Origin of the sequence: Methylobacterium guangdongense (assembly GCF_038442355.1) — a bacterium.
In the GTDB taxonomy this organism is placed as follows: domain Bacteria; phylum Pseudomonadota; class Alphaproteobacteria; order Rhizobiales; family Beijerinckiaceae; genus Methylobacterium; species Methylobacterium guangdongense.
Genome location: NZ_JBBXMX010000010.1, coordinates 182,085 through 200,731, shown reverse-complemented (window position 1 = coordinate 200,731; position 18,647 = coordinate 182,085). Strand labels below are relative to the sequence as shown.

Annotated in this window: 23 protein-coding genes; 18 read left to right on the top strand and 5 right to left on the bottom strand. The window is 69.6% G+C overall.

The features are described from left to right. The 12 genes from AAHG09_RS19730 to rpsQ form a co-directional block, all read left to right on the top strand. The coding region (locus tag AAHG09_RS19730) for an EF-Tu C-terminal domain-related protein (RefSeq protein WP_459558968.1) at positions 1–338 on the top strand (338 nt) is incomplete at its 5' end. Between the two features lie 81 nt (positions 339–419). Further along, on the top strand, positions 420–728 hold the full coding sequence (gene rpsJ / locus AAHG09_RS19725; RefSeq protein WP_043351245.1) for a 30S ribosomal protein S10: 309 nt from the start codon (positions 420–422) through the stop codon (positions 726–728). Between the two features lie 51 nt (positions 729–779). Beyond that, positions 780–1,517: a 50S ribosomal protein L3 gene (gene rplC, locus AAHG09_RS19720; RefSeq protein ID WP_342109158.1), complete on the top strand. Its 738-nt coding sequence runs from the start codon at positions 780–782 to the stop codon at positions 1,515–1,517. Further along, positions 1,517–2,137 (top strand): 50S ribosomal protein L4, encoded by a 621-nt coding sequence (gene rplD, locus AAHG09_RS19715; protein WP_342109156.1) that lies wholly within the window; start codon positions 1,517–1,519, stop codon positions 2,135–2,137. Before rplC ends, rplD begins: the two co-directional genes overlap by 1 nt. Further along, on the top strand, positions 2,134–2,430 hold the full coding sequence (locus AAHG09_RS19710; protein ID WP_020094257.1) for a 50S ribosomal protein L23: 297 nt from the start codon (positions 2,134–2,136) through the stop codon (positions 2,428–2,430). Before rplD ends, AAHG09_RS19710 begins: the two co-directional genes overlap by 4 nt. 25 nt (positions 2,431–2,455) lie before the next feature. Next, positions 2,456–3,292 (top strand): 50S ribosomal protein L2, encoded by an 837-nt coding sequence (gene rplB, locus AAHG09_RS19705; protein ID WP_020094256.1) that lies wholly within the window; start codon positions 2,456–2,458, stop codon positions 3,290–3,292. Positions 3,293–3,297: 5 nt separating this feature from the next. Beyond that, complete coding sequence (rpsS, locus tag AAHG09_RS19700; protein ID WP_012319190.1) at positions 3,298–3,576, top strand: 30S ribosomal protein S19; 279 nt, start codon at positions 3,298–3,300, stop codon at positions 3,574–3,576. Between the two features lies 1 nt (position 3,577). After that, positions 3,578–3,964: a 50S ribosomal protein L22 gene (gene rplV, locus AAHG09_RS19695; RefSeq protein ID WP_342109151.1), complete on the top strand. Its 387-nt coding sequence runs from the start codon at positions 3,578–3,580 to the stop codon at positions 3,962–3,964. Positions 3,965–3,974: 10 nt separating this feature from the next. Continuing rightward, positions 3,975–4,721: a 30S ribosomal protein S3 gene (gene rpsC, locus AAHG09_RS19690; RefSeq protein WP_012319192.1), complete on the top strand. Its 747-nt coding sequence runs from the start codon at positions 3,975–3,977 to the stop codon at positions 4,719–4,721. Between the two features lie 11 nt (positions 4,722–4,732). Further along, positions 4,733–5,146, top strand: a complete 414-nt coding sequence (rplP, locus tag AAHG09_RS19685; RefSeq protein WP_012319193.1) for a 50S ribosomal protein L16 — start codon at positions 4,733–4,735, stop codon at positions 5,144–5,146. Positions 5,147–5,158: 12 nt separating this feature from the next. Then, on the top strand, positions 5,159–5,374 hold the full coding sequence (rpmC, locus tag AAHG09_RS19680) for a 50S ribosomal protein L29 (RefSeq protein WP_091719333.1): 216 nt from the start codon (positions 5,159–5,161) through the stop codon (positions 5,372–5,374). 21 nt (positions 5,375–5,395) lie between these two features. Continuing rightward, positions 5,396–5,662 (top strand): 30S ribosomal protein S17, encoded by a 267-nt coding sequence (gene rpsQ, locus AAHG09_RS19675; RefSeq protein WP_243920346.1) that lies wholly within the window; start codon positions 5,396–5,398, stop codon positions 5,660–5,662. Positions 5,663–6,217: 555 nt separating this feature from the next. On the opposite strand, the gene recA is transcribed toward rpsQ, so the two are convergent. From recA to AAHG09_RS19660, 3 genes are all read right to left on the bottom strand, one after another. Further along, positions 6,218–7,285, bottom strand: coding sequence for a recombinase RecA (recA, locus tag AAHG09_RS19670; RefSeq protein ID WP_412760060.1), 1,068 nt, complete (start codon positions 7,283–7,285; stop codon positions 6,218–6,220). Between the two features lie 302 nt (positions 7,286–7,587). Next, positions 7,588–10,350, bottom strand: coding sequence for a cell cycle histidine kinase CckA (gene cckA / locus AAHG09_RS19665; protein WP_342109145.1), 2,763 nt, complete (start codon positions 10,348–10,350; stop codon positions 7,588–7,590). Positions 10,351–10,746: 396 nt separating this feature from the next. Further along, the gene (locus AAHG09_RS19660) at positions 10,747–11,109 is read right to left on the bottom strand and encodes a hypothetical protein (protein ID WP_342109143.1); all 363 of its coding nucleotides are present in this window, start codon (positions 11,107–11,109) and stop codon (positions 10,747–10,749) included. Between AAHG09_RS19660 and AAHG09_RS19655 the strand changes: the two genes are divergently transcribed. Both AAHG09_RS19655 and AAHG09_RS19650 read left to right on the top strand, forming a co-directional pair. Beyond that, positions 11,083–11,907: a helix-turn-helix domain-containing protein gene (locus tag AAHG09_RS19655; RefSeq protein WP_342109141.1), complete on the top strand. Its 825-nt coding sequence runs from the start codon at positions 11,083–11,085 to the stop codon at positions 11,905–11,907. The two genes, AAHG09_RS19660 and AAHG09_RS19655, sit on opposite strands and share 27 nt — an antisense overlap. Next, positions 11,907–13,214 carry an MFS transporter gene (locus AAHG09_RS19650; RefSeq protein WP_342109140.1) on the top strand — a complete coding sequence of 436 codons (1,308 nt, stop codon included), beginning with the start codon at positions 11,907–11,909 and terminating at the stop codon, positions 13,212–13,214. The genes AAHG09_RS19655 and AAHG09_RS19650 overlap by 1 nt, the downstream gene beginning before the upstream one ends. 163 nt (positions 13,215–13,377) lie before the next feature. On the opposite strand, the gene arsH is transcribed toward AAHG09_RS19650, so the two are convergent. After that, positions 13,378–14,124 (bottom strand): arsenical resistance protein ArsH, encoded by a 747-nt coding sequence (arsH, locus tag AAHG09_RS19645; protein ID WP_342109139.1) that lies wholly within the window; start codon positions 14,122–14,124, stop codon positions 13,378–13,380. A 50-nt stretch (positions 14,125–14,174) separates the two neighbouring features. On the opposite strand from arsH, the gene AAHG09_RS19640 reads away from it, so the two are divergent. From AAHG09_RS19640 to AAHG09_RS19625, 4 genes are read left to right on the top strand one after another with little or no spacing between them, the layout of a single operon-like run. Further along, positions 14,175–14,534 (top strand): ArsR/SmtB family transcription factor, encoded by a 360-nt coding sequence (locus AAHG09_RS19640; protein WP_342109137.1) that lies wholly within the window; start codon positions 14,175–14,177, stop codon positions 14,532–14,534. Further along, on the top strand, positions 14,527–14,964 hold the full coding sequence (arsC, locus tag AAHG09_RS19635; protein ID WP_342109135.1) for an arsenate reductase (glutaredoxin): 438 nt from the start codon (positions 14,527–14,529) through the stop codon (positions 14,962–14,964). The genes AAHG09_RS19640 and arsC overlap by 8 nt, the downstream gene beginning before the upstream one ends. Before the next feature lie 35 nt (positions 14,965–14,999). Continuing rightward, positions 15,000–16,295 carry an arsenic transporter gene (locus tag AAHG09_RS19630; RefSeq protein ID WP_342109134.1) on the top strand — a complete coding sequence of 432 codons (1,296 nt, stop codon included), beginning with the start codon at positions 15,000–15,002 and terminating at the stop codon, positions 16,293–16,295. A 7-nt stretch (positions 16,296–16,302) separates the two neighbouring features. Then, the gene (locus tag AAHG09_RS19625; protein WP_342109133.1) at positions 16,303–17,466 is read left to right on the top strand and encodes an MFS transporter; all 1,164 of its coding nucleotides are present in this window, start codon (positions 16,303–16,305) and stop codon (positions 17,464–17,466) included. A 106-nt stretch (positions 17,467–17,572) separates the two neighbouring features. Here the strand turns inward: AAHG09_RS19625 and flhB are convergent, their stop codons facing one another. Continuing rightward, positions 17,573–18,640, bottom strand: coding sequence for a flagellar biosynthesis protein FlhB (flhB, locus tag AAHG09_RS19620; protein WP_342109131.1), 1,068 nt, complete (start codon positions 18,638–18,640; stop codon positions 17,573–17,575). Positions 18,641–18,647: the final 7 nt, after the last annotated feature.

The window sequence follows — 18,647 nt, the reverse complement described above, 5'->3', positions numbered from 1 at the left end:
AGCGCGAGGACGTGGAGCGGGGCCAGGTGGTGTGCAAGCCGGGTTCGGTGAAGCCGCACTCGAAGTTCAAGGCCGAGGCCTACATCCTGACGAAGGAGGAGGGCGGGCGCCACACGCCGTTCTTCACCAACTACCGGCCGCAGTTCTACTTCCGCACGACGGACGTGACGGGAATCTGCACGCTGCCGGAGGGCACCGAGATGGTGATGCCGGGCGACAGCGTGACGATGGACGTGGCGCTGATCGTGCCGGTGGCCATGGAGGAGAAGCTGCGCTTCGCCATCCGCGAGGGCGGCCGCACGGTCGGTGCCGGCGTCGTCGCCGCCATCAACGACTGAAGCTCGGGCAAGCATCCTTAGCAGGGCGCGGCGGGGTGAAAGCCTCGCGTACCCCGCCGTCCCTCTCAAGGTCCTAGGAACATGAACGGTCAGAACATCCGTATCCGCCTGAAGGCGTTCGATCACCGCATCCTCGATGCGTCGACCAAGGAGATCGTCTCCACGGCCCGGCGCACCGGCGCGACCATCCGGGGTCCGATCCCGCTCCCGACGCATATCGAGAAGTTCACCGTGAACCGCTCGCCGCACATCGACAAGAAGTCGCGCGAGCAGTTCGAGATGCGCACGCACAAGCGTGTGCTCGATATCGTCGATCCGACGCCGCAGACGGTGGACGCGCTGATGAAGCTCGACCTCGCCGCCGGCGTGGACGTGGAGATCAAGCTCTGAGTCCGCTGAGGACTTAGAGCTTACCGTTTCATCGCGCGAGGGAGAGAACCTATGCGCTCAGGCGTCATCGCACAGAAGGTCGGCATGACCCGCGTCTTTACGGACGCGGGGGAGCATGTCCCCGTCACCGTGCTCAAGATCGATCAGTGCCAGGTGGTGGCCCACCGCACCGTCGAGAAGAACGGCTACGTCGCGCTGCAGGTCGGCGTCGGCAAGGCCAAGGTCAAGAACGTGTCTCGCGCCGAGCGCGGCCGCTTCGCGGTCGCCAAGGTCGAGCCGAAGAAGAAGCTCGCCGAGTTCCGCGTGTCCGAGGACGCGCTGATCCCGGTCGGCGCCGAGATCACCGCGGACCACTTCATCCCCGGCCAGTTCGTGGATGTCACCGGCACCACGACCGGTAAGGGCTTCGCCGGCGGTATCAAGCGCTGGAACTTCGGCGGCCTGCGCGCCACTCACGGCGTGTCGATCTCGCACCGTTCGATCGGTTCGACCGGCGGCCGTCAGGATCCGGGCAAGACCTTCAAGAACAAGAAGATGCCGGGTCACCTCGGCGTCGAGCGGGTCACCACCCAGAACCTGCGCGTCGTGCGCACCGATCCCGAGCGCGGCCTGATCCTGGTCGAGGGTGCGGTGCCGGGCGTCGCCGGCGGCTGGATCCAGATCCGCGACGCGGTGAAGCGCAAGCTCCCCGCCGATGTTCCGCTGCCGGGCAAGTTCCGTGAGAACGGCGCCCCCGCCGAGACCGCGCAGACCGCCCCCGAGGCCCCTGCGGCTGAGGAGACCGCGTGATGAAGCTCGATGTCAAAACCCTCGACGGTGCCGGTGCCGGCTCGGTCGAGCTGAACGAAGAGATCTTCGGCCTGGAGCCGCGCGCCGACCTGCTGCAGCGCATGGTCCGCTGGCAGCTCGCCAAGCGCCGGGCCGGCACCCACGCCGTGCAGAACCGCTCGGACGTGAACCGGACCCGCAAGAAGCTCTACAAGCAGAAGGGCACCGGTAACGCCCGCCACGGCGCGGCCTCGGCGCCGCAGTTCCGCGGCGGCGGCCGGGCCTTCGGTCCGGTGGTGCGCGACCACAGCCACGACCTGCCCAAGAAGGTCCGTGCGCTGGCCCTGCGCCACGCCCTGTCGGCCAAGGCCAAGGCCTCGACCCTGATCGTCGTCGACGACATCAAGATCGAGGACCACAAGACCAAGGGTCTCGTCGAGCGCTTCGGCAAGATGGGCCTCTCGAATGCGCTGATCATCGGCGGTGCCGAGGTCGACGTGAATTTCGGCCGGGCCGCCCGCGCCATCCCGCAGATCGACGTGCTGCCCGTGCAGGGCATCAACGTCTACGACATCCTGCGCCGCGACACGCTCGTCCTGACGAAGGCTGCCGTCGACGCGCTGGAGGAGCGTTTCAAATGAGTGCCGATCCGCGCCACTACGACATCGTCGTCTCCCCGGTGATCACCGAGAAGGCGACGAACCTGACCGAGCAGAACAAGGTCGTCTTCCGCGTCGCCCCCAAGGCGACCAAGCCTCAGATCAAGGAGGCCGTCGAGAAGCTGTTCGACGTGAAGGTCACGGCCGTGAACACCCTTGTCACCAAGGGTAAGAAGAAGATTTTCCGCGGCCTCCGCGGACAGCGCTCCGACGTGAAGAAGGCGATCGTGACCCTGGCCGAGGGCCACTCGATCGACGTCACGACCGGGCTCTGAGGACGGGATTTAGGGATCCAAGCCGATGGCCTTGAAGACATTCAAACCGGTCACGCCGAGCCTGCGCCAGCTCGTGCTCGTCGACCGCCGTGAGCTCTACAAGGGCAAGCCGGTGAAGGCGCTGACGGAGGGCAAGTCGTCCTCCGGCGGCCGGAACAACCTCGGCCGCATCACCGTCCGCTTCCGCGGCGGCGGTCACAAGCGCGTGCTGCGCAACGTCGACTTCAAGCGTCGCGAGCAGCTCGGCGTCGCCGCCACGGTGGAGCGGATCGAGTACGATCCGAACCGCACGGCGTTCATCGCGCTGATCAATTTCCCCGACGGGAAGCAGAGCTACATCCTGGCCCCGCAGCGCCTGCAGCCGGGCGACAAGGTGGTGGCCGGCGAGAGCGTCGACATCAAGCCGGGCAACGCTGCTCCGGTCGGCTCGATGCCGGTGGGCACCATCGTCCACAATGTCGAGCTGAAGATCGGCAAGGGCGGCGCGATCGCCCGCTCGGCCGGCAACTACGCGCAGATCGTCGGCCGCGACCAGGGCTACGTGACGCTCCGTCTGAATTCGGGCGAGCAGCGCCTGGTCCACGGTCAGTGCTTCGCCAGCGTCGGCGCGGTCTCGAACCCGGACCACATGAACATCTCGCTCGGCAAGGCCGGGCGCAACCGTTGGCTCGGCAAGCGCCCGCACAACCGTGGCGTGGCGATGAACCCGGTCGACCATCCGCACGGCGGCGGCGAGGGTCGCACCTCGGGCGGCCGCAACCCGGTCACGCCCTGGGGTGTGCCTACCAAGGGGAAGAAGACCCGGTCCAACAAGCGGACCGACGTGTTCATCCTGTCCAGCCGCCACAACCGCAAGAAGTAATCGCTATGGCACGCTCTCTCTGGAAGGGGCCGTTCGTCGACGGCTACCTCTTCAAGAAGGCCGAGGCGGCGCGGGGCTCCTCGCGCTCCGAGGTCATCAAGATCTGGAGCCGCCGCTCCACGATCCTCCCGCAGTTCGTCGGGCTCACCTTCGGTGTGCACAACGGGCAGAAGCACATCCCGGTCTACGTCACCGAGGAGATGGTCGGGCACAAGTTCGGTGAGTTCTCGCCGACCCGCACCTTCCCGGGCCACGCGGCCGACAAGAAGGCGAAGAGGCGCTGAGATGGGCAAGCAAGCCACCCCCCGCGCGCTCCCCGAGAACGAGGCGAAGGCCGTCGCGCGCATGTTGCGTGTCAGCCCGCAGAAGCTCAACCTCGTGGCGCAGATGATCCGCGGCAAGAAGGTCGACACGGCCCTCGCCGAGCTCCAGTTCTCCCGCAAGCGCATCTCGACCGAGGTCAGGAAGTGCCTCGAGAGCGCCATTGCCAATGCCGAGAACAACCACGACCTGGACGTGGACGACCTCGTCGTCTCCCAGGCCTTCGTGGGCAAGGCGCTGGTTCTCAAGCGCTTCCACGCCCGCGCCCGCGGCCGCGGCGCGCGTATCCTGAAGCCCTTCTCGAACCTCACCATCGTGGTTCGCGAAGTCCGCCAGGCCGAAGCGGCCTGAGGAGGATCTGATGGGCCAGAAAGTCAATCCGATCGGTCTCCGGCTCGGCATCAACCGGACCTGGGACTCCCGCTGGTTCGCCAACAAGGGCGACTACGCGAAGCTCATGCACGAGGACGTCGCGATCCGCGCCGCCCTCATGAAGCAGCTCAAGCAGGCGGCGGTCTCCAAGATCGTCATCGAGCGTCCGCACCGGAAGTGCCGCGTCACCATCCACTCGGGTCGTCCGGGCGTGGTGATCGGCAAGAAGGGCGCGGACATCGAGAAGCTGCGCAAGCTCGTCGGCACCATGACCAAGGCCGACGTGACCATCAACATCGTCGAGGTGCGCAAGCCCGAGATCGACGCCACCCTGGTGGCCGACTCGATCGCCCAGCAGCTTGAGCGCCGCGTCGCCTTCCGGCGCGCCATGAAGCGGGCCGTGCAGTCGGCCATGCGTCTGGGCGCAGAGGGCATCCGGATCAACTGCTCGGGCCGCCTCGGCGGCGCCGAGATCGCCCGTCAGGAATGGTACCGCGAGGGTCGCGTCCCGCTGCACACGCTGCGCGCGGACGTCGATTACGGCACCGCCACGGCGTTCACGACCTACGGCACCTGCGGCATCAAGGTGTGGGTGTTCAAGGGCGAGATCCTTGAGCACGACCCGATGGCCCAGGACAAGAAGGCCCAGGAAGAGGGCGGCCGCTCCGGCGGGCGCCGTGAGCGCGATGGCGAGGGCGGCCGCGAGCGCGGACGCCGCGAGCGCGAGCACGCGTAAGGTAGGAAGCCATGCTGCAACCGAAAAAAACCCGCTTCCGCAAGCAGTTCAAGGGCCGCATCCACGGTGCGGCCAAGGGCGGCTTCGAGCTGAACTTCGGCCAGTTCGGCCTGAAGGCGGTGGAGCCTGAGCGCGTCACCGCCCGCCAGATCGAGGCGGCCCGCCGCGCGATCACCCGCGAGATGAAGCGCCAGGGCCGCGTCTGGATCCGGGTGTTCCCGGACGTCCCGGTCTCGTCGAAGCCGACCGAGGTCCGCATGGGCTCCGGTAAGGGCGCCCCGGATTACTGGGCGGCCCGGGTCCATCCCGGCCGGATCATGTTCGAGGTCGACGGCGTTGCCGAGAACATCGCCAAGGAGGCCCTTCGCCTCGGCGCCGCGAAGCTCCCGATCCGTACGCGGGTCGTCCAGCGCATCGCCGACTGAACGGAGGATATCGTGAAGTCGACCCAACGAGTGTCTGATCTCAAGGCTTTGTCGCCGGATCAGCTGAATGACGAGCTGATCAACCTCAAGAAGGAGCAGTTCAACCTGCGCTTCCAGGGGGCCACTGGCCAGCTCGAGAACGTCGCCCGCGTCCGTGAGGTCCGCCGCGACATCGCCCGTGTCCGGACTCTGCAGCGTTCCAAGACGCTGCAGCAGGCCAAGGGCTGAGGCGGGGACTAGGAGACAACCATGCCGAAGCGCATCCTGCAGGGCACCGTCGTCAGCGACAAGGGTGAGAAGACCATCGTGGTGAAGGTGGAGCGCCGCTTCACGCACCCGGTGATGAAGAAGACCGTCCGCCGCTCGAAGAACTATCACGCGCACGACGAGGCGAACGTCGCCAAGGTCGGGCAGACGGTGTTCATCGAGGAGTGCCGTCCGTTCTCGAAGACCAAGACCTGGAAGCTGGTCGAGGGTGAGGCGGCGGTTCAGGCCGAGGCCGGCGAGGCCGCTTAAGCCTGGGATCGTGGCGGTTGCGAGCGATCGCATCCATCTGATCGCTGGTTTGGCGCATGGGCCGTCGAGGCGCCTCGTCAGCCTCCGTGCGGTCCGATCTAGGACCCTTCAAAACCCGGACGTATTTCGATCCTTCGGGATCGGAAGCGTGCCGGGTTTCGTCGTTTCCAGAGCCTACCCCGGAAGGCATTCCGTGATGGTCCCTGACAGCGTCGTCGCGGTGCTTCCCAGAGCCTAGCGTCGCGTCATGGAAGTGCTCCTGGTCGCGAGGCGCTGGAACCGTCGATGGATGTCCGCTGGCGTGTGGCGGCGGAGAGAGGCTCGATCTTCTGCCCCGTTGACCCGGACAGCTTTGACAGTACCCGATGGCCCGGCCAGCGGACTTGGTTTGAGATCAGGATGCCGGTGGCTGCCGGGATTCGATCCCACCAGTTCGCCGGATTGAGGCCGCTCCAGCCTGAAACGGAGACGGCCCCGGATATGCTCCGGGGCCGTTTGGTATCTTGGATTTAGGATTACGTTGCGAGCCGTCTTGGGTTGCGCGGCAGCGCGGGCTTACGCCTCGCCCTCGTCGAGATCGTCTGCGGTCGGTGTCGCGTTCTCCAGGATCTTCTCGGCCACGAGGCCCGAGTTCTGCCGGATCGAGCCTTCGATCTCGGCGGCGATCTTCGGATTGTCGCGCAGAAAACCCTTCGAGTTCTCGCGGCCCTGGCCGAGGCGCTGGCTGTTGTACGAGAACCAGGCGCCGGACTTCTCGACGATCCCGGCCTTCACGCCGAGGTCGATCAGTTCGCCAACCTTCGACACGCCCTCGCCGAACATGATGTCGAACTCGACCTGCTTGAACGGCGGGGCGACCTTGTTCTTTACCACCTTCACGCGGACCTGGTTGCCGATCGCCTCGTCGCGATCCTTCAGGGTCGAGATGCGGCGGATGTCGAGGCGCACCGAGGCGTAGAACTTCAGGGCGTTGCCGCCCGTGGTGGTCTCGGGGCTTCCGTACATCACGCCGATCTTCATCCGAATCTGGTTGATGAAGATCACCATGCAGTTCGAGCGCGAGATCGAGCCGGTCAGCTTGCGCAGGGCCTGGCTCATCAGGCGGGCCTGGAGGCCGGGCTGGCTCTCGCCCATCTCGCCCTCGATCTCGGCCCGCGGGGTGAGCGCGGCGACCGAATCGACCACCAGCACGTCGATGGCGCCGGAGCGCACCAGCGTGTCGGTGATCTCAAGGGCCTGCTCGCCCGTGTCGGGCTGCGAGATCAGCAGGTCGTCGAGATTGACGCCGAGCTTGCGGGCATAGACCGGATCCAGGGCGTGCTCGGCATCCACGAAGGCGCAGACGCCGCCCTTCTTCTGGGCCTCGGCGATCGTGTGGAGCGCCAGCGTGGTCTTGCCCGACGATTCCGGGCCGTAGATCTCGATCACGCGGCCGCGGGGCAGGCCGCCGACGCCGAGCGCGATGTCGAGGCCCAGCGAGCCGGTCGAGACCGTCTCGACCTCCTGAACCTTGTCGTTCTTGCCGAGCCGCATGATCGAGCCCTTGCCGAAGGCGCGCTCGATCTGGGCCAGGGCTGCGTCGATCGCCTTGGACTTGTCCTTGTCCTTCTCCGCGGGGGGCATGTCGACCACTTTCAATGCGGGCTGGGCCATCTGGCGGGCTCCTTATGAAGGGGTTGAGCGCCGTTCACAACGCGCGTCAACGTCCCTTTCGTGTACCCGTTTTGTTCTTATTCGGCAAGTGCGCATGGGCGTTCGGACCGGACGTTGTACCGGTTCATCCGCATCGCACGCGCTGGTTTGGCGTGGCTGATCGGTCGTACGCTTCGCGGATCGACAGCGGCGTAGTTGTCTCTCCGCCCCACGCCGCCGGCGTGCCGGTCCAAGGCGGTCCACGTCGGTGCTCAAGCGAGGAGAGCGCCCCCTCAGCTCGCCATCGTCTTCTTCACGGTTTCGACGAGCTGCTTCAGGCTGAAGGGCTTCGGCAGGAAGTTGAAGGTCTCGCCCTCCGGCAGGTTCTTGCGGAAAGCGTCCTCGGCATAGCCGGAGACGAAGATTACCTTCAGGTCCGGCTGGTGCTTGCGCACCTCCCGGAGCAGGGTCGGGCCGTCCATCTCGGGCATGACGACATCGGACACCACGAGGTCGATCGGCTGGGCGTTCTCGCGCACGATCGCCAGCGCCTCGAGGCCCGAGGCGGCCTCCAGCACGGTGTAGCCGCGGGCCGAGAGGGCCCGGCTGTTGACCGCGCGCACGGGATCCTCGTCTTCAACCAGCAGGATCGTGCCCTGGCCGGTGTGGTCGGCGGCGGGCTTACGCGGCGCCGGGGCGACGGGCGGCTCGGCGGCGCGCACGCTCGGATCGGCCTGTCCCTCGGCCTTCGTCGGCGCCGGCAGGCGCGCGGCATCCGTCCGCGGAAGGGCCGGCGCGGGCGGCAGGACCGGCACCTCCTCGGGCTCCGCGACCGGCACGTGCCGCGGCAGGTAGATCCGGAAGGCGGTGCCCTCCCCGACCGTCGACTGCACGTCGATCGTGCCGCCGGATTGCTTGACGATGCCGAACACCGTGGAGAGGCCGAGGCCCGTGCCCTTGCCGATCTCCTTGGTGGTGAAGAACGGTTCGAAGATCTTCTCCATCAGCTCGGGCGGGATGCCCTGGCCGGTGTCGCGGACCTCGATCAGCACGTGATCCCCCGCGGGCGCCCCGCCGCGCCCCTCGGCCGCCGCCGCCGGACCTGGATCGGTGACGTTCTCGGTGCGGATCACCAGCTTGCCGCCCTCCGGCATGGCGTCGCGCGCGTTGACCGCGAGGTTCACGATCACCTGCTCGAACTGGTTGACGTCGGCCTTGACGGGCCAGACCTCGCGGCCGTGCTTCAACTCCAGGGCGACGCGCTCGCCGAGCAGGCGCTTCAGCAGGAGCGTGAGTTCGGAGAGGGCCTCCCCGACGCTCATCACCTCCGGCCGGAGGGTCTGCCGCCGGGAGAACGCCAGAAGCTGGCGGACGAGGCCCGCCGCCCGGTTGGCGTTCTGCTTGATCTGCATGATGTCCTGGAAGGCCGGATCGGTCGGCCGGTGGCTCGCCAGCAGCAGATCCGAATAGCCGATGATCGCCTGCAGCACGTTGTTGAAGTCGTGCGCGATGCCGCCCGCGAGCTGGCCGACCGCGTTCATCTTCTGGGCCTGGGCGACCTGCTGCTCCAGCTGGCGCTGCGCGGTCGTGTCGAGGGCGTACAGGATGACGCGCTCGGCCTCGTCGGTCTGCTGGCCCGGATCGCCGCCGTCGGCGGGGCTCAGCCAGACCCGCGCCGAGCGCCCGCCCGGACCGTTGAGCTGGACCTCGATCGGCTCGGGATCGGTCAGCCCGCGCGAGGCCCGGGTGAGGCCGGCCTCCAGGCTGGTGCGGTCGGTCACCGAGTCGCCGACATTCGGCTCGGCCCGCAGCGTGCCCTCGCCCTCGAGCGCGCCGTCCTCGGCCTGCCGCGCCACCGTGCCGAACAGCCGGGTGAAGGAGGCGTTGGCCCGGGCGATCCGCCCGGCGCTGTCGAGGGTCGCGATGGCGATCGGGGAATTGTTGAGGAACCGGGCGAGGCGCACCTCGGCGGCGCGCTGCGGCTCGTCGGTCTCGGCACCGGCCGAGCGGTTGATCACGAAGGTGCGCGAGGAGCCGGGCTTGCCGTCCTTGCCGAAGGCAACCCGGTGGTAGAGCCGCACCGGCAGGATGTGGCCGTTGCGGCGGCGCAGGTCGAGGTCGAAGCGGTCGGTGCGGACCTCGCCGGGCATCCCGGCGGTGCGCACGAGGACATCCGCCTCGGGAGCGATCTCGGTGAGGTGCGGGCCGCCGGGGCCGACGCTCGCGAGGTCGTAGCCGAGCCAGGCCGCCAGCGTGGCGTTCATGTACACGATGGCGCCCGCCGGATCGATCGACAGGAAGCCCGCGGGGGCGTGGTCGAGATAGTCGATCGCGTGCTGGAGTTCCTGGAAGACGTTCTCCTGCCGCTCGCGCTCGGCGGTGATGTCGGCCACCGTCCAGAGGGCGGCGGCCCGGCGCGGGCGGGCCAGCGGCCGGACCGAGACGCGATACCAGCCGAAGCTGCGCTCGCCGGCGCTCGTGCCGAGGGGCGGCGACATCCGCACCTCTTCGGTGTGGGCCCGGGCGTCGCGGGAGGCCTGCGACAGGCGGAAGACCGCCTCCGACACCTCCGGCGGGCCGACCAGGATGCGCTCCACCGGCATGAGGTTCGAGAAGGTGTCGCCGCCGGCGATCCGCAGATAGGCCTCGTTGGCATAGATCAGCCGGCCGCCGTCCTCGACCACCAGCGCCCCATCGGGCGAGGCATCGACGATGCCCTTGGTGATGTCGTCCCGGGTGGCGCTGCCGCTGAGCTGGAGCGCGCCGATTGCCAGGGCGAAGAGGAAGAACACGCCCGCCATGGCGAGCAGCGCGAGCAGCCAGACGATCAGCGACTGGGCCTGCTCATTGGCCACGAAGGACAGGCCGATGGCGGCCCCGACCAGCAGGCCCGCCAGCACGAGCAGCAGCCCGACCCGGCCCGGCTGTTCCGAGCGGTCGATGGAGCCGGTCGCCTGCGGCGCGGACGCCTGCGGGCCCGGAATCTGCGCGGCGACCGGCAATCCCGAATTCGGCGCGCCTGCGGCGGGGGCCGGAGGTCCAGTCACGTCGGCCATCGGCTTCATTTCCAGAACGTTCCCCCCGGTTAGGCCGGCCGGCCATATCAGGGCAAGGGCCGTGCGGCATCACGCGTGTCGCGCCAAGCCTCGGTTCAACCTCGCGAAAAAAGGTGGACGAAGCGTGGCTTTCGCGCCGTTTCGGGGCCGGCCCCACGCCGTCCGAGGCCCGACGGCCGGCCCTGGGCCCTCGCGATGGCACGGGTCGGCACGCGCGGCGGGCTTGGCCGGTCGCCTGCAAGGGCCGTCGGGCTCCTGGCCCGCGTGGGCCGCGAGGTCCGCATGCCCGTGAGCCGGCGCCACCCTGTCCTCCCGCCTTGCCCATCCGATTGGCGGGCCTGTCGAGCTGCAATATCACGAACGCGTGATTGACTGCGACCTGTATCGCTCGAGGCGTTACAGTCGTGGCCGATAGTCGGAGGCCTTCATCTCAGCGAGATCCATATCCATGCCGCGACGATCGTTCGATCGGTCCGACCCGGGCGACGCGGCGTTCCACATCGAGCCGCCCGCCGCGGGCCCGTCCGGGACGGTGACGCCCTGACGCCGCGCGTAGAGACGCTGTCGTTCGCGGCCCGGGGGACCGACGGCGCCGGCTTCGAGAGCTATCGGCGCCTCTACGGCATCGGGACCGATGTCGAGCCCGCCGAGGGGACGTTCCGCGCCGACGTCCGGATCCGACGCTTCCGGCGGATGATCCTGTTCGAGCGCGAACTCGGCGGACTCCTGCACATGCGCGGCCCCGGCCGGGTCCGGCATGACGGATTCGACCACCTGACGCTGCATCTGCTCCTCTCCGGCGATCTCACCGGCGGCCCCCTGGGGGCCGGCCACCGGCTGCGGCCGGGCGAGATCATGGTGGTTGACACGCGCCGACCCCATTGGACGCGGGTCGAGCACGCCCGATTGATCACCGTCCAGCTCGCCCGCGACGTCGTCGAGGCCGCGGTCGGCGATCTCGATCCGGTGCACGGGCTCGTCCTGCCCGAGGCCGCCGCCGGCCTGCTCGCCGATTTCATCGCCTCCCTGGTCCGGCGGGCGGACGATCTGCCCGCCGTCGCGGTGGAGCGCGCCGCCGCGACGGCGGCCGAACTCTTCGGCCTCGGCCTGAGCGTGGCCACGGCGGCGCCGCTGGCCCGCCTCCTGTCGAGCGAGGCGGGGCAGCCGCTCCGGCGGATCCGGGCCGAGGCCTACATCGACGCGCATCTGGCCGATCCGCGCCTGGACAGCGCCGGCATTGCCGCCGGGATCGGCGTCTCCCGGAGCAGCCTGTACGCGGTGTTCGCCGACGAGGGCGGCATCGCCCGCTTCATCCAGAAGCGACGGCTGGAGCGCCTTCGCGCCGCCCTGCGCCGTCCCAATGACGGGCGCCCGGTCTCGGCCCTCGCCCGGGCGCACGGCTTCGAAGACGAGCGCCGCTTCAACCGCGCGTTCCGGGTCGCCTACGGGATGCCGCCCGGCCGCTATCGCGCCGCCATCCGGGAGGCCCGGCAGGACCGCTCCGGTAAGGGGCCGGCCGAGGCGGTGATGGCCCGCTGGACCAGCGAATTGTACTGATGATGCCGCCGCAGGTCCGTGCCGCGCCCTCCGGCCTGTCGGAGCGGCAACTCGTCGTCCTGCTCGCGGCGACGCAGCTTCTGGCGTTCAGCGACCGCTTCCTGATCACCCTGGTGGCGCAGCCCCTGAAGACGGACCTCGCCCTCTCGGACGCGCAGCTGGGCGTCCTGCAGGGCTCGGCCTTCGCGCTCCTCAACGCCGCCGGCATGCCCTGGGCCGGCGGCATAGCCGATGCCGGGCGCCGCCGAATCCTGCTGATGGCGAGCGTCCTCCTCTGGAGCGCCGCCACCCTCGTCTGCGGCCTCGCGACGAGCTTCGCGATCCTGCTGATGGCCCGGGCCTGCCTCGGGCTGGGTCAGGCCGCCGTCGCGCCCGCGGCCCTGTCGCTGATGGCGCACCGGCTGCCCCGGCGCAGGTTGGGGCGGGCGGTGTCGCTCCTGACCGCGGGCGCCAGCCTCGGCCGGAGCCTCGCCCTGCTGGCGGGCGGCGCGGCCCTGGCGTGGCTGACGGCGGCGCGCGACCTGACCCTGCCGGGCTACGGGCCGCTTCACCCCTGGCAGGCGCTGTTCCTCCTGGCCTGCCTGCCGAACGTCGCGCTGCTGCTCGGCCTCCGGCGGATCGTCGAGCCGCCCGCGGCGCCGAGGCGCGATGGCCGGCCCGCCCTCGCCTGGATCCTGCGCCACCGCGCCGCCTACGGCCCGCATTTCGGCGCGGCCGCCGCGGCCGTCCTCATCGGGCAGACCCTCACCGCCTGGGCGCCGACCTTCTACGTGCGCGTCCACGGCCTGACGCCGGCGGAGGCCGGCCTGCGGCTCGGCCTCGTGGTGCTGGTCGCGGCGCCGATCGGGCATTTCGCCGGTGGGCGCTGGCTCGACCGCGCCCGGACCTTCGCCCCCCGGCGGGCCGCCTCGCACGGGCTTGCCCTGGGCCTGGCGGCCGCGCCGGCCTGCACGGCCGCGATGGTGCTGGCGGGCGATCACGCGCTGTCGCTGGCGGCGTTTGCGGGGCTCGTGGCCGTGCTGGGCTTCACCTCGCCGCCCGCCCTGGCGGGTCTGCAACTCCTGACGCCCCGGGCGCTCCGCGGCCGGGTGAGCGCCGCCTTCGTGGCCGGCGTGACGCTGGTCGCCTTCGGGGCGGGGCCGGCCCTCGTCGGGCTGATCAACGACCGCGTGGTCGGCCCGGCCCAGGTCGGGACGGCGATGCTGGCCGTGTTCGCCGCCGCCGCCTCGGTCGGGATCATCCTCGCCCTGGCGACGCGACCGCTCAGAGGCCATCGACGGGCTGCACGGCGGACCGGTAGAGGCTGACCCCGGTCGGCTTCGCCGTGTTGGTGGTCGCCTAGGGAAGTTTGCGGCCGGTCCGCTGTCGGGCGGCGAAACGTGAGCGCGGACATCCGCGCGCCCGCGCATCCCCTCGCGGACCTTCGAGCCGACGGCCGTCAAAGTCGGATCGCAGTCGGGAGCAGACGGCCTAACGCTTCACGAAACCGACGTCGGCAGCGATGTCCTTCAACCGATCCTGCGCGCGTTCCTTCCGCTCGCTGTAGCGGTCGACCAGGTCGTCGGCCCGCTCGCGGGTCAGGAGCGTGAACTTCATCAGCTCCTCGCACACGTCCACGACGCGCTCGTAGAGCGGCCCCGGCTTCATCCGGCCCGCATCGTCGAACTCCCTGTAGGCCATCGGCACGGACGACTGGTTCGGGATGGTGATCATCCGCATCCAGCGGCCGAGCAGCCGCAGGCTGTTGACGGCGTTGAAGCTCTGCGAGCCACCGGAGACCTGCATCACGGCGAGGGTTCGCCCCTGGGTCGGCCGCACGCTGCCCTCGGACAAGGGCAACCAGTCGACCTGGCTCTTCATCACGCCGGTCATGTTGCCGTGCCGCTCGGGGCTGACCCAGATCTGGCCCTCGGACCAGATCGACAGGGCCCGCAGCTCCTGCACCTTCGGGTGATCGGCGGTGCTGTCGTCGGGCAGGGGCAGGCCGTGCGCGTGGTAGATCCGCACCTCGCCACCCATCGCCTCCAGCAGGCGCGCCGCCTCGTAGGCCAGGAAGCGGCTGAAGGAGCGCTCGCGCAGGGAACCGTAGAGGATCAGGAACCGGGGCGCGTGGGTGAACGGCGCTGCCGCCTGCATGCTTTCGCGCGTCGGCACCACGAAATCCGTCAGGCTCAGGTTCGGCAGGCCATCCGCGAAGGGTTGTGCAGGCTTGTCCAAGGATCGGCTTTCTTGTACGTTCAAACAGTATTTTGAAGATTGTAACGAAAATGGACGAGCCGCAAGCCCTCGCCGCGTTCGCGGCCCTCGCACAGGAACACCGCCTGCGCCTGGTGCGGTCGCTCGTGATCGCTGGGCCGGACGGCCTGGCCTCCGGCGTGCTGGCCGAAGCGGTCGGCGTCTCCGCCGCCACCGTGTCCCATCACCTTAAGGAGCTGAACAACGCCGGGCTGGTCGCCTCACGGCGCGCGGGCCGCTCGATTATCTACAGCGCCGCCTACCCGGTCTTATCCGACCTGATCGCCTTCCTGATGCGCGATTGCTGCCAGGGCCGCCCGGAGGTCTGCGCCCCGGCGCTGGCCGCGCTCACCACCTGCTGCCCCCCAAGCGGAGAGACCGCCCATGCCTGAGCCGTTCGATGTCGTGATCTACCACAACCCCGCCTGCGGCACGTCCCGCAACACCCTGGCGATGATCCGCAACGCCGGGATTGAGCCGCATGTGGTCGAGTACCTGAAGACCCCGCCGAACAGGACGCTCGTCAAGCGGATGCTGGCCCGCGCCGGCATCACCGTTCGGGAAGTGCTGCGCGAGAAAGGCACGCCCTTCGCCGAGCTCGGCCTCGGGGATCCGGCGCTGACCGACGACCAGCTCCTCGATGCCGTCGAGGCGCATCCGGTGCTGTTGAACCGGCCGCTCGTGGTCAGCCCGAAAGGCGTGCGACTGTGCCGGCCCTCCGAGGCGGTGCTGGACCTGCTGCCCGGGCAGCAGGGCAAATTCGTCAAAGAGGACGGCGAGCGGGTCGTGGACGAGCAGGGCCGCCGCGTCGCCACCGCCTGAACCATCGCACCGATCGAGAAGAAGAAAACGCCCGGATGCTCGCGCTCGCCATCTTCCTCGTCACCCTCGTGCTCGTCATCTGGCAGCCCAGGGGCCTGGGGATCGGGTGGAGCGCGCTCGCCGGCGCGGGCGTCGCCCTCGCCACGGGCGTGATCCATCCGGGCGACATCCCGATCGTCTGGCAGATCGTCTGGGACGCCACCTTCACGTTCGTCGCGCTCATCGTCATCTCGTTGCTGCTCGACGAGGCCGGGTTCTTCCATTGGGCGGCCCTGCACATCGCCCGGTGGGGCGGCGGCCGGGGCCGGCGGCTGTTCCCGCTGGTCGTCCTCCTCGGCGCGGCCATCGCGGCGGTGTTCGCCAACGACGGCGCCGCGCTGTTGCTCACCCCCATCGTGCTGGCGATCCTGCTCCGCCTCGACTTCGCGCCGGCGGCGGCCCTGGCGTTCATCGTCGCCTGCGGGTTCGTGGCGGATTCGACCTCCCTGCCGCTGGTGATCTCCAACCTCGTCAACATCGTCTCCGCCAACTTCTTCGACGTGACGTTCGGCCGGTACGCGGCTGTGATGGTGCCGGTGGATCTGGTCTCCCTGGCGGCGACCCTGCTGGTGCTGTGGGCCTACTTCCGGCGCGCCGTGCCGGCGGCCTATCCCGTGGATGCCCTCGAACGCCCGGCCGAAGCGATCCGTGATCCGCTCGTGTTCCGGGCCGCCTTCCCGCTGCTCGGCGTGCTGCTGCTCGCCTACTTCGTCACCGCGCCGTTCGGCGTGCCGGTGTCGGCCGTCACCTGTGCCGGCGCGGCTTTGCTCCTGCTGCTCGCCAATCGGGGCGGGATCATCCCGATCCGCAAGGTTCTGACCGGCGCACCCTGGCAGATCGTCCTGTTCAGCCTCGGCATGTATCTCGTGGTCTACGGCCTGCGGAACGCCGGCCTGACCGACGAGCTGGCCAAGGGGCTGGTCTGGCTCGCAGGGCATGGCCCATGGGTCACCGCCGTGGGCACCGGCTTCGCCGCCGCGATCCTGTCCTCCGTCATGAACAACATGCCGAGCGTGCTGATCGGGGCGCTGTCGATCCAGCAGGCCCCGGACCTGTCCCCGCTCACCCGCGAGCTGATGGTCTACGCCAACGTGATCGGCTGCGACCTCGGTCCGAAGTTCACGCCGATCGGCAGCCTCGCCACCCTGCTCTGGCTGCACGTCCTCGACAGCAAGGGCCAGAGGATCACCTGGGGCCAGTACATGAAGGTCGGCTTGGTCATCACCCCGCCCGTGCTGCTGGTCACGCTGCTGGCGCTGGCGGCCTGGCTGCCGTTGCTCGGTACACGGTAGCCCGTCCGTGGCCGAGATCCGCCGCTGGCCGGTGATCTCGGCCCTGGGCGTGGTGCAGATCCTGACCTGGGGGTCGTCGTTCTACCTGCCGGCGGTGCTCGCTGGCCCGGTCGCGGACAGCACCGGCTGGCCCTTGGCCGGGGTGGTCGGCGGGCTGTCGCTCGGCCTTCTGGTCGCCGCGTTCGCCTCGCCGCATGTCGGGGCGGCGATCCACCGGCACGGCGGCCGTCCCGTGCTGGCCTTCGCGGCCCTGTCGCTTGCCGCCGGGCTGACCACGCTGGCCCTGGCTCCGGCCCTGCCGGTCTACCTCGCCGGATGGCTGCTGCTCGGCCTCGGCATGGGCTGTGGGCTGTACGACCCGGCCTTCGCCACCCTCGGCCGGCTCTACGGCGCGCAGGCGCGACCGGCGATCACGACCCTGACCCTCTGGGGCGGATTCGCCAGCACCGTGTGCTGGCCCCTGTCGGTCTTCCTCGTCGCGCAGGTCGGCTGGCGCGGGGCCTGCTTCGCCTATGCCGGCCTGCACCTCGCGGTGACGCTGCCGCTGGTGCTCCTGATGATCCCCGCGGCCCCGGCGCTGCCGGTGGCTGCGGAGCACCATCCGGCCGGCACGGCCCCCCTGTCCGGGACGGAGCGGCGCGCGTTCCTCCTCTTCGCCGGGGTGCTGATTTTGGGCGGCGCGATCATGTCGCTCGTATCCGTGCATCTGCTGACGCTCCTGCAGGCGCGCGGCGTGGCACTCGCCTCGGCGGTCTCCTACGGGGCGCTGATCGGCCCGGCACAGGTCGGCGCGCGCATCATGGAGATGTCGTTCAAGGGGCGGCACCATCCCCTGTGGACCCTCACGGCGGCCTTGGGATTGGTCGCCCTTGGCCTCGTGCTGCTCGCCTGCGGCCTGCCCGGTGTCGGGGTCTGGCTGGTGCTCTACGGCGGCGGCAACGGCATCTATTCGATCGCGCGGGGCACGGTGCCGTTGGCGCTGTTCGGCCCGGTCCGCTACCCGCTCGTGGTCGGCCGCTTGGCTCGACCGGGCTTGATCGCGCAGGCCTTGGCGCCGCCGGCCGGTGCCTTCGTGCTCACCCATGCCGGTCCCGATGCGCTGTGGTGGGTCCTCTCCGCCCTCGGCGTCGCAAACCTCGTTCTGGTCGGGGCGCTTTGGCGGACGCGCTAGCGTGATCCCACCGCGTCATGCGCCTCGACCGCGCAGGGCGCCTTCACGCCGGTGCGTCCGCAAACACGTTCGAGGGGCTGGGTCTCGGCCTTTCGACGCCAAGCCTCTAGGCGGCCCGCTTCCGCAACCGGAGCACGAACCCGATCACCTCGGCCACGGCGCGGTAATGCTCGGCCGGGATCTCGCGGTCGATCTCCACGGTGGCGTGGAGCGCCCGCGCCAGCGGCGGGTTCTCGATCACCGCGACGCCGTGCTCGGCCGCCAGGGTCCGAATGCGCAGGGCCAGGGAATCCACCCCCTTGGCGACGCAGATGGGCGCCGCCATGCCGGTCTCGTAGCGCAGGGCCACCGCGTAGTGGGTCGGGTTCGTCACCACCACGGTGGCGGTGGGGACCGCGGCCATCATCCGCTTCTTCACCCGGGCCATGCGCAGTTGCCGCAGACGGCCCTTCACCTCCGGGTTGCCGTCCGACTCCTTCATCTCCTGCTTCATCTCCTCCTTCGACATCCGGTGGCGCTTGCGCCAGCGAAACCGGGCGTAGAGGGCGTCGCCCAGCGTGATCGCGAGATGCACGCACAGCATCCCGGCGAGCAGCCGCAGGCTCAAGGAGAGGATCGCCGGCAGGGCCGCGCCGGGATCGAGCTGGACGAACACCTCCAGCCGGTCGCGGTCGTTCCACAGGACCACGCCGCCGACCACCCCGACGGCGCAGATCTTGGCCAGCCCCTTGCCGAACTGGAACCACGCCTCGATGCCGAGCAGGCGCTTCACCCCGGCCATCGGCGAGAGGCGCTCGAATTTCGGCATCAGCGTCTCGGCGGTGAAGACCAGCGGGTGCTGGAGCAATCCCGCGGCGAGCCCCGCCACCACCACGAGGCCCACCGGCACCGCCACCGCCTGGAGCCACAGCCAGAGCGCCCGCGTAGCCGCCGCCCGCATGGCGGTGGCGTCGTCCGGCAGGGCGTGCGCGTTCGCGAGGTAGGCCCTCAGCCCGTACAGCAGGTTCTGCGCGATGCTCGGCGCCGCCAGCATCAGCGCGAGGGTGAAGGCTCCCAGGATCGCGAAGGTGTTGATCTCCACGCTGGTCGCGACGTCGCCGCGCTCGATTGCCTGATCCAGCCGCCGTTGGGACGGCTCCTCGGTCTTGTCCTCGTCGTCCGCGCCCTCGGCCATCCCGCGA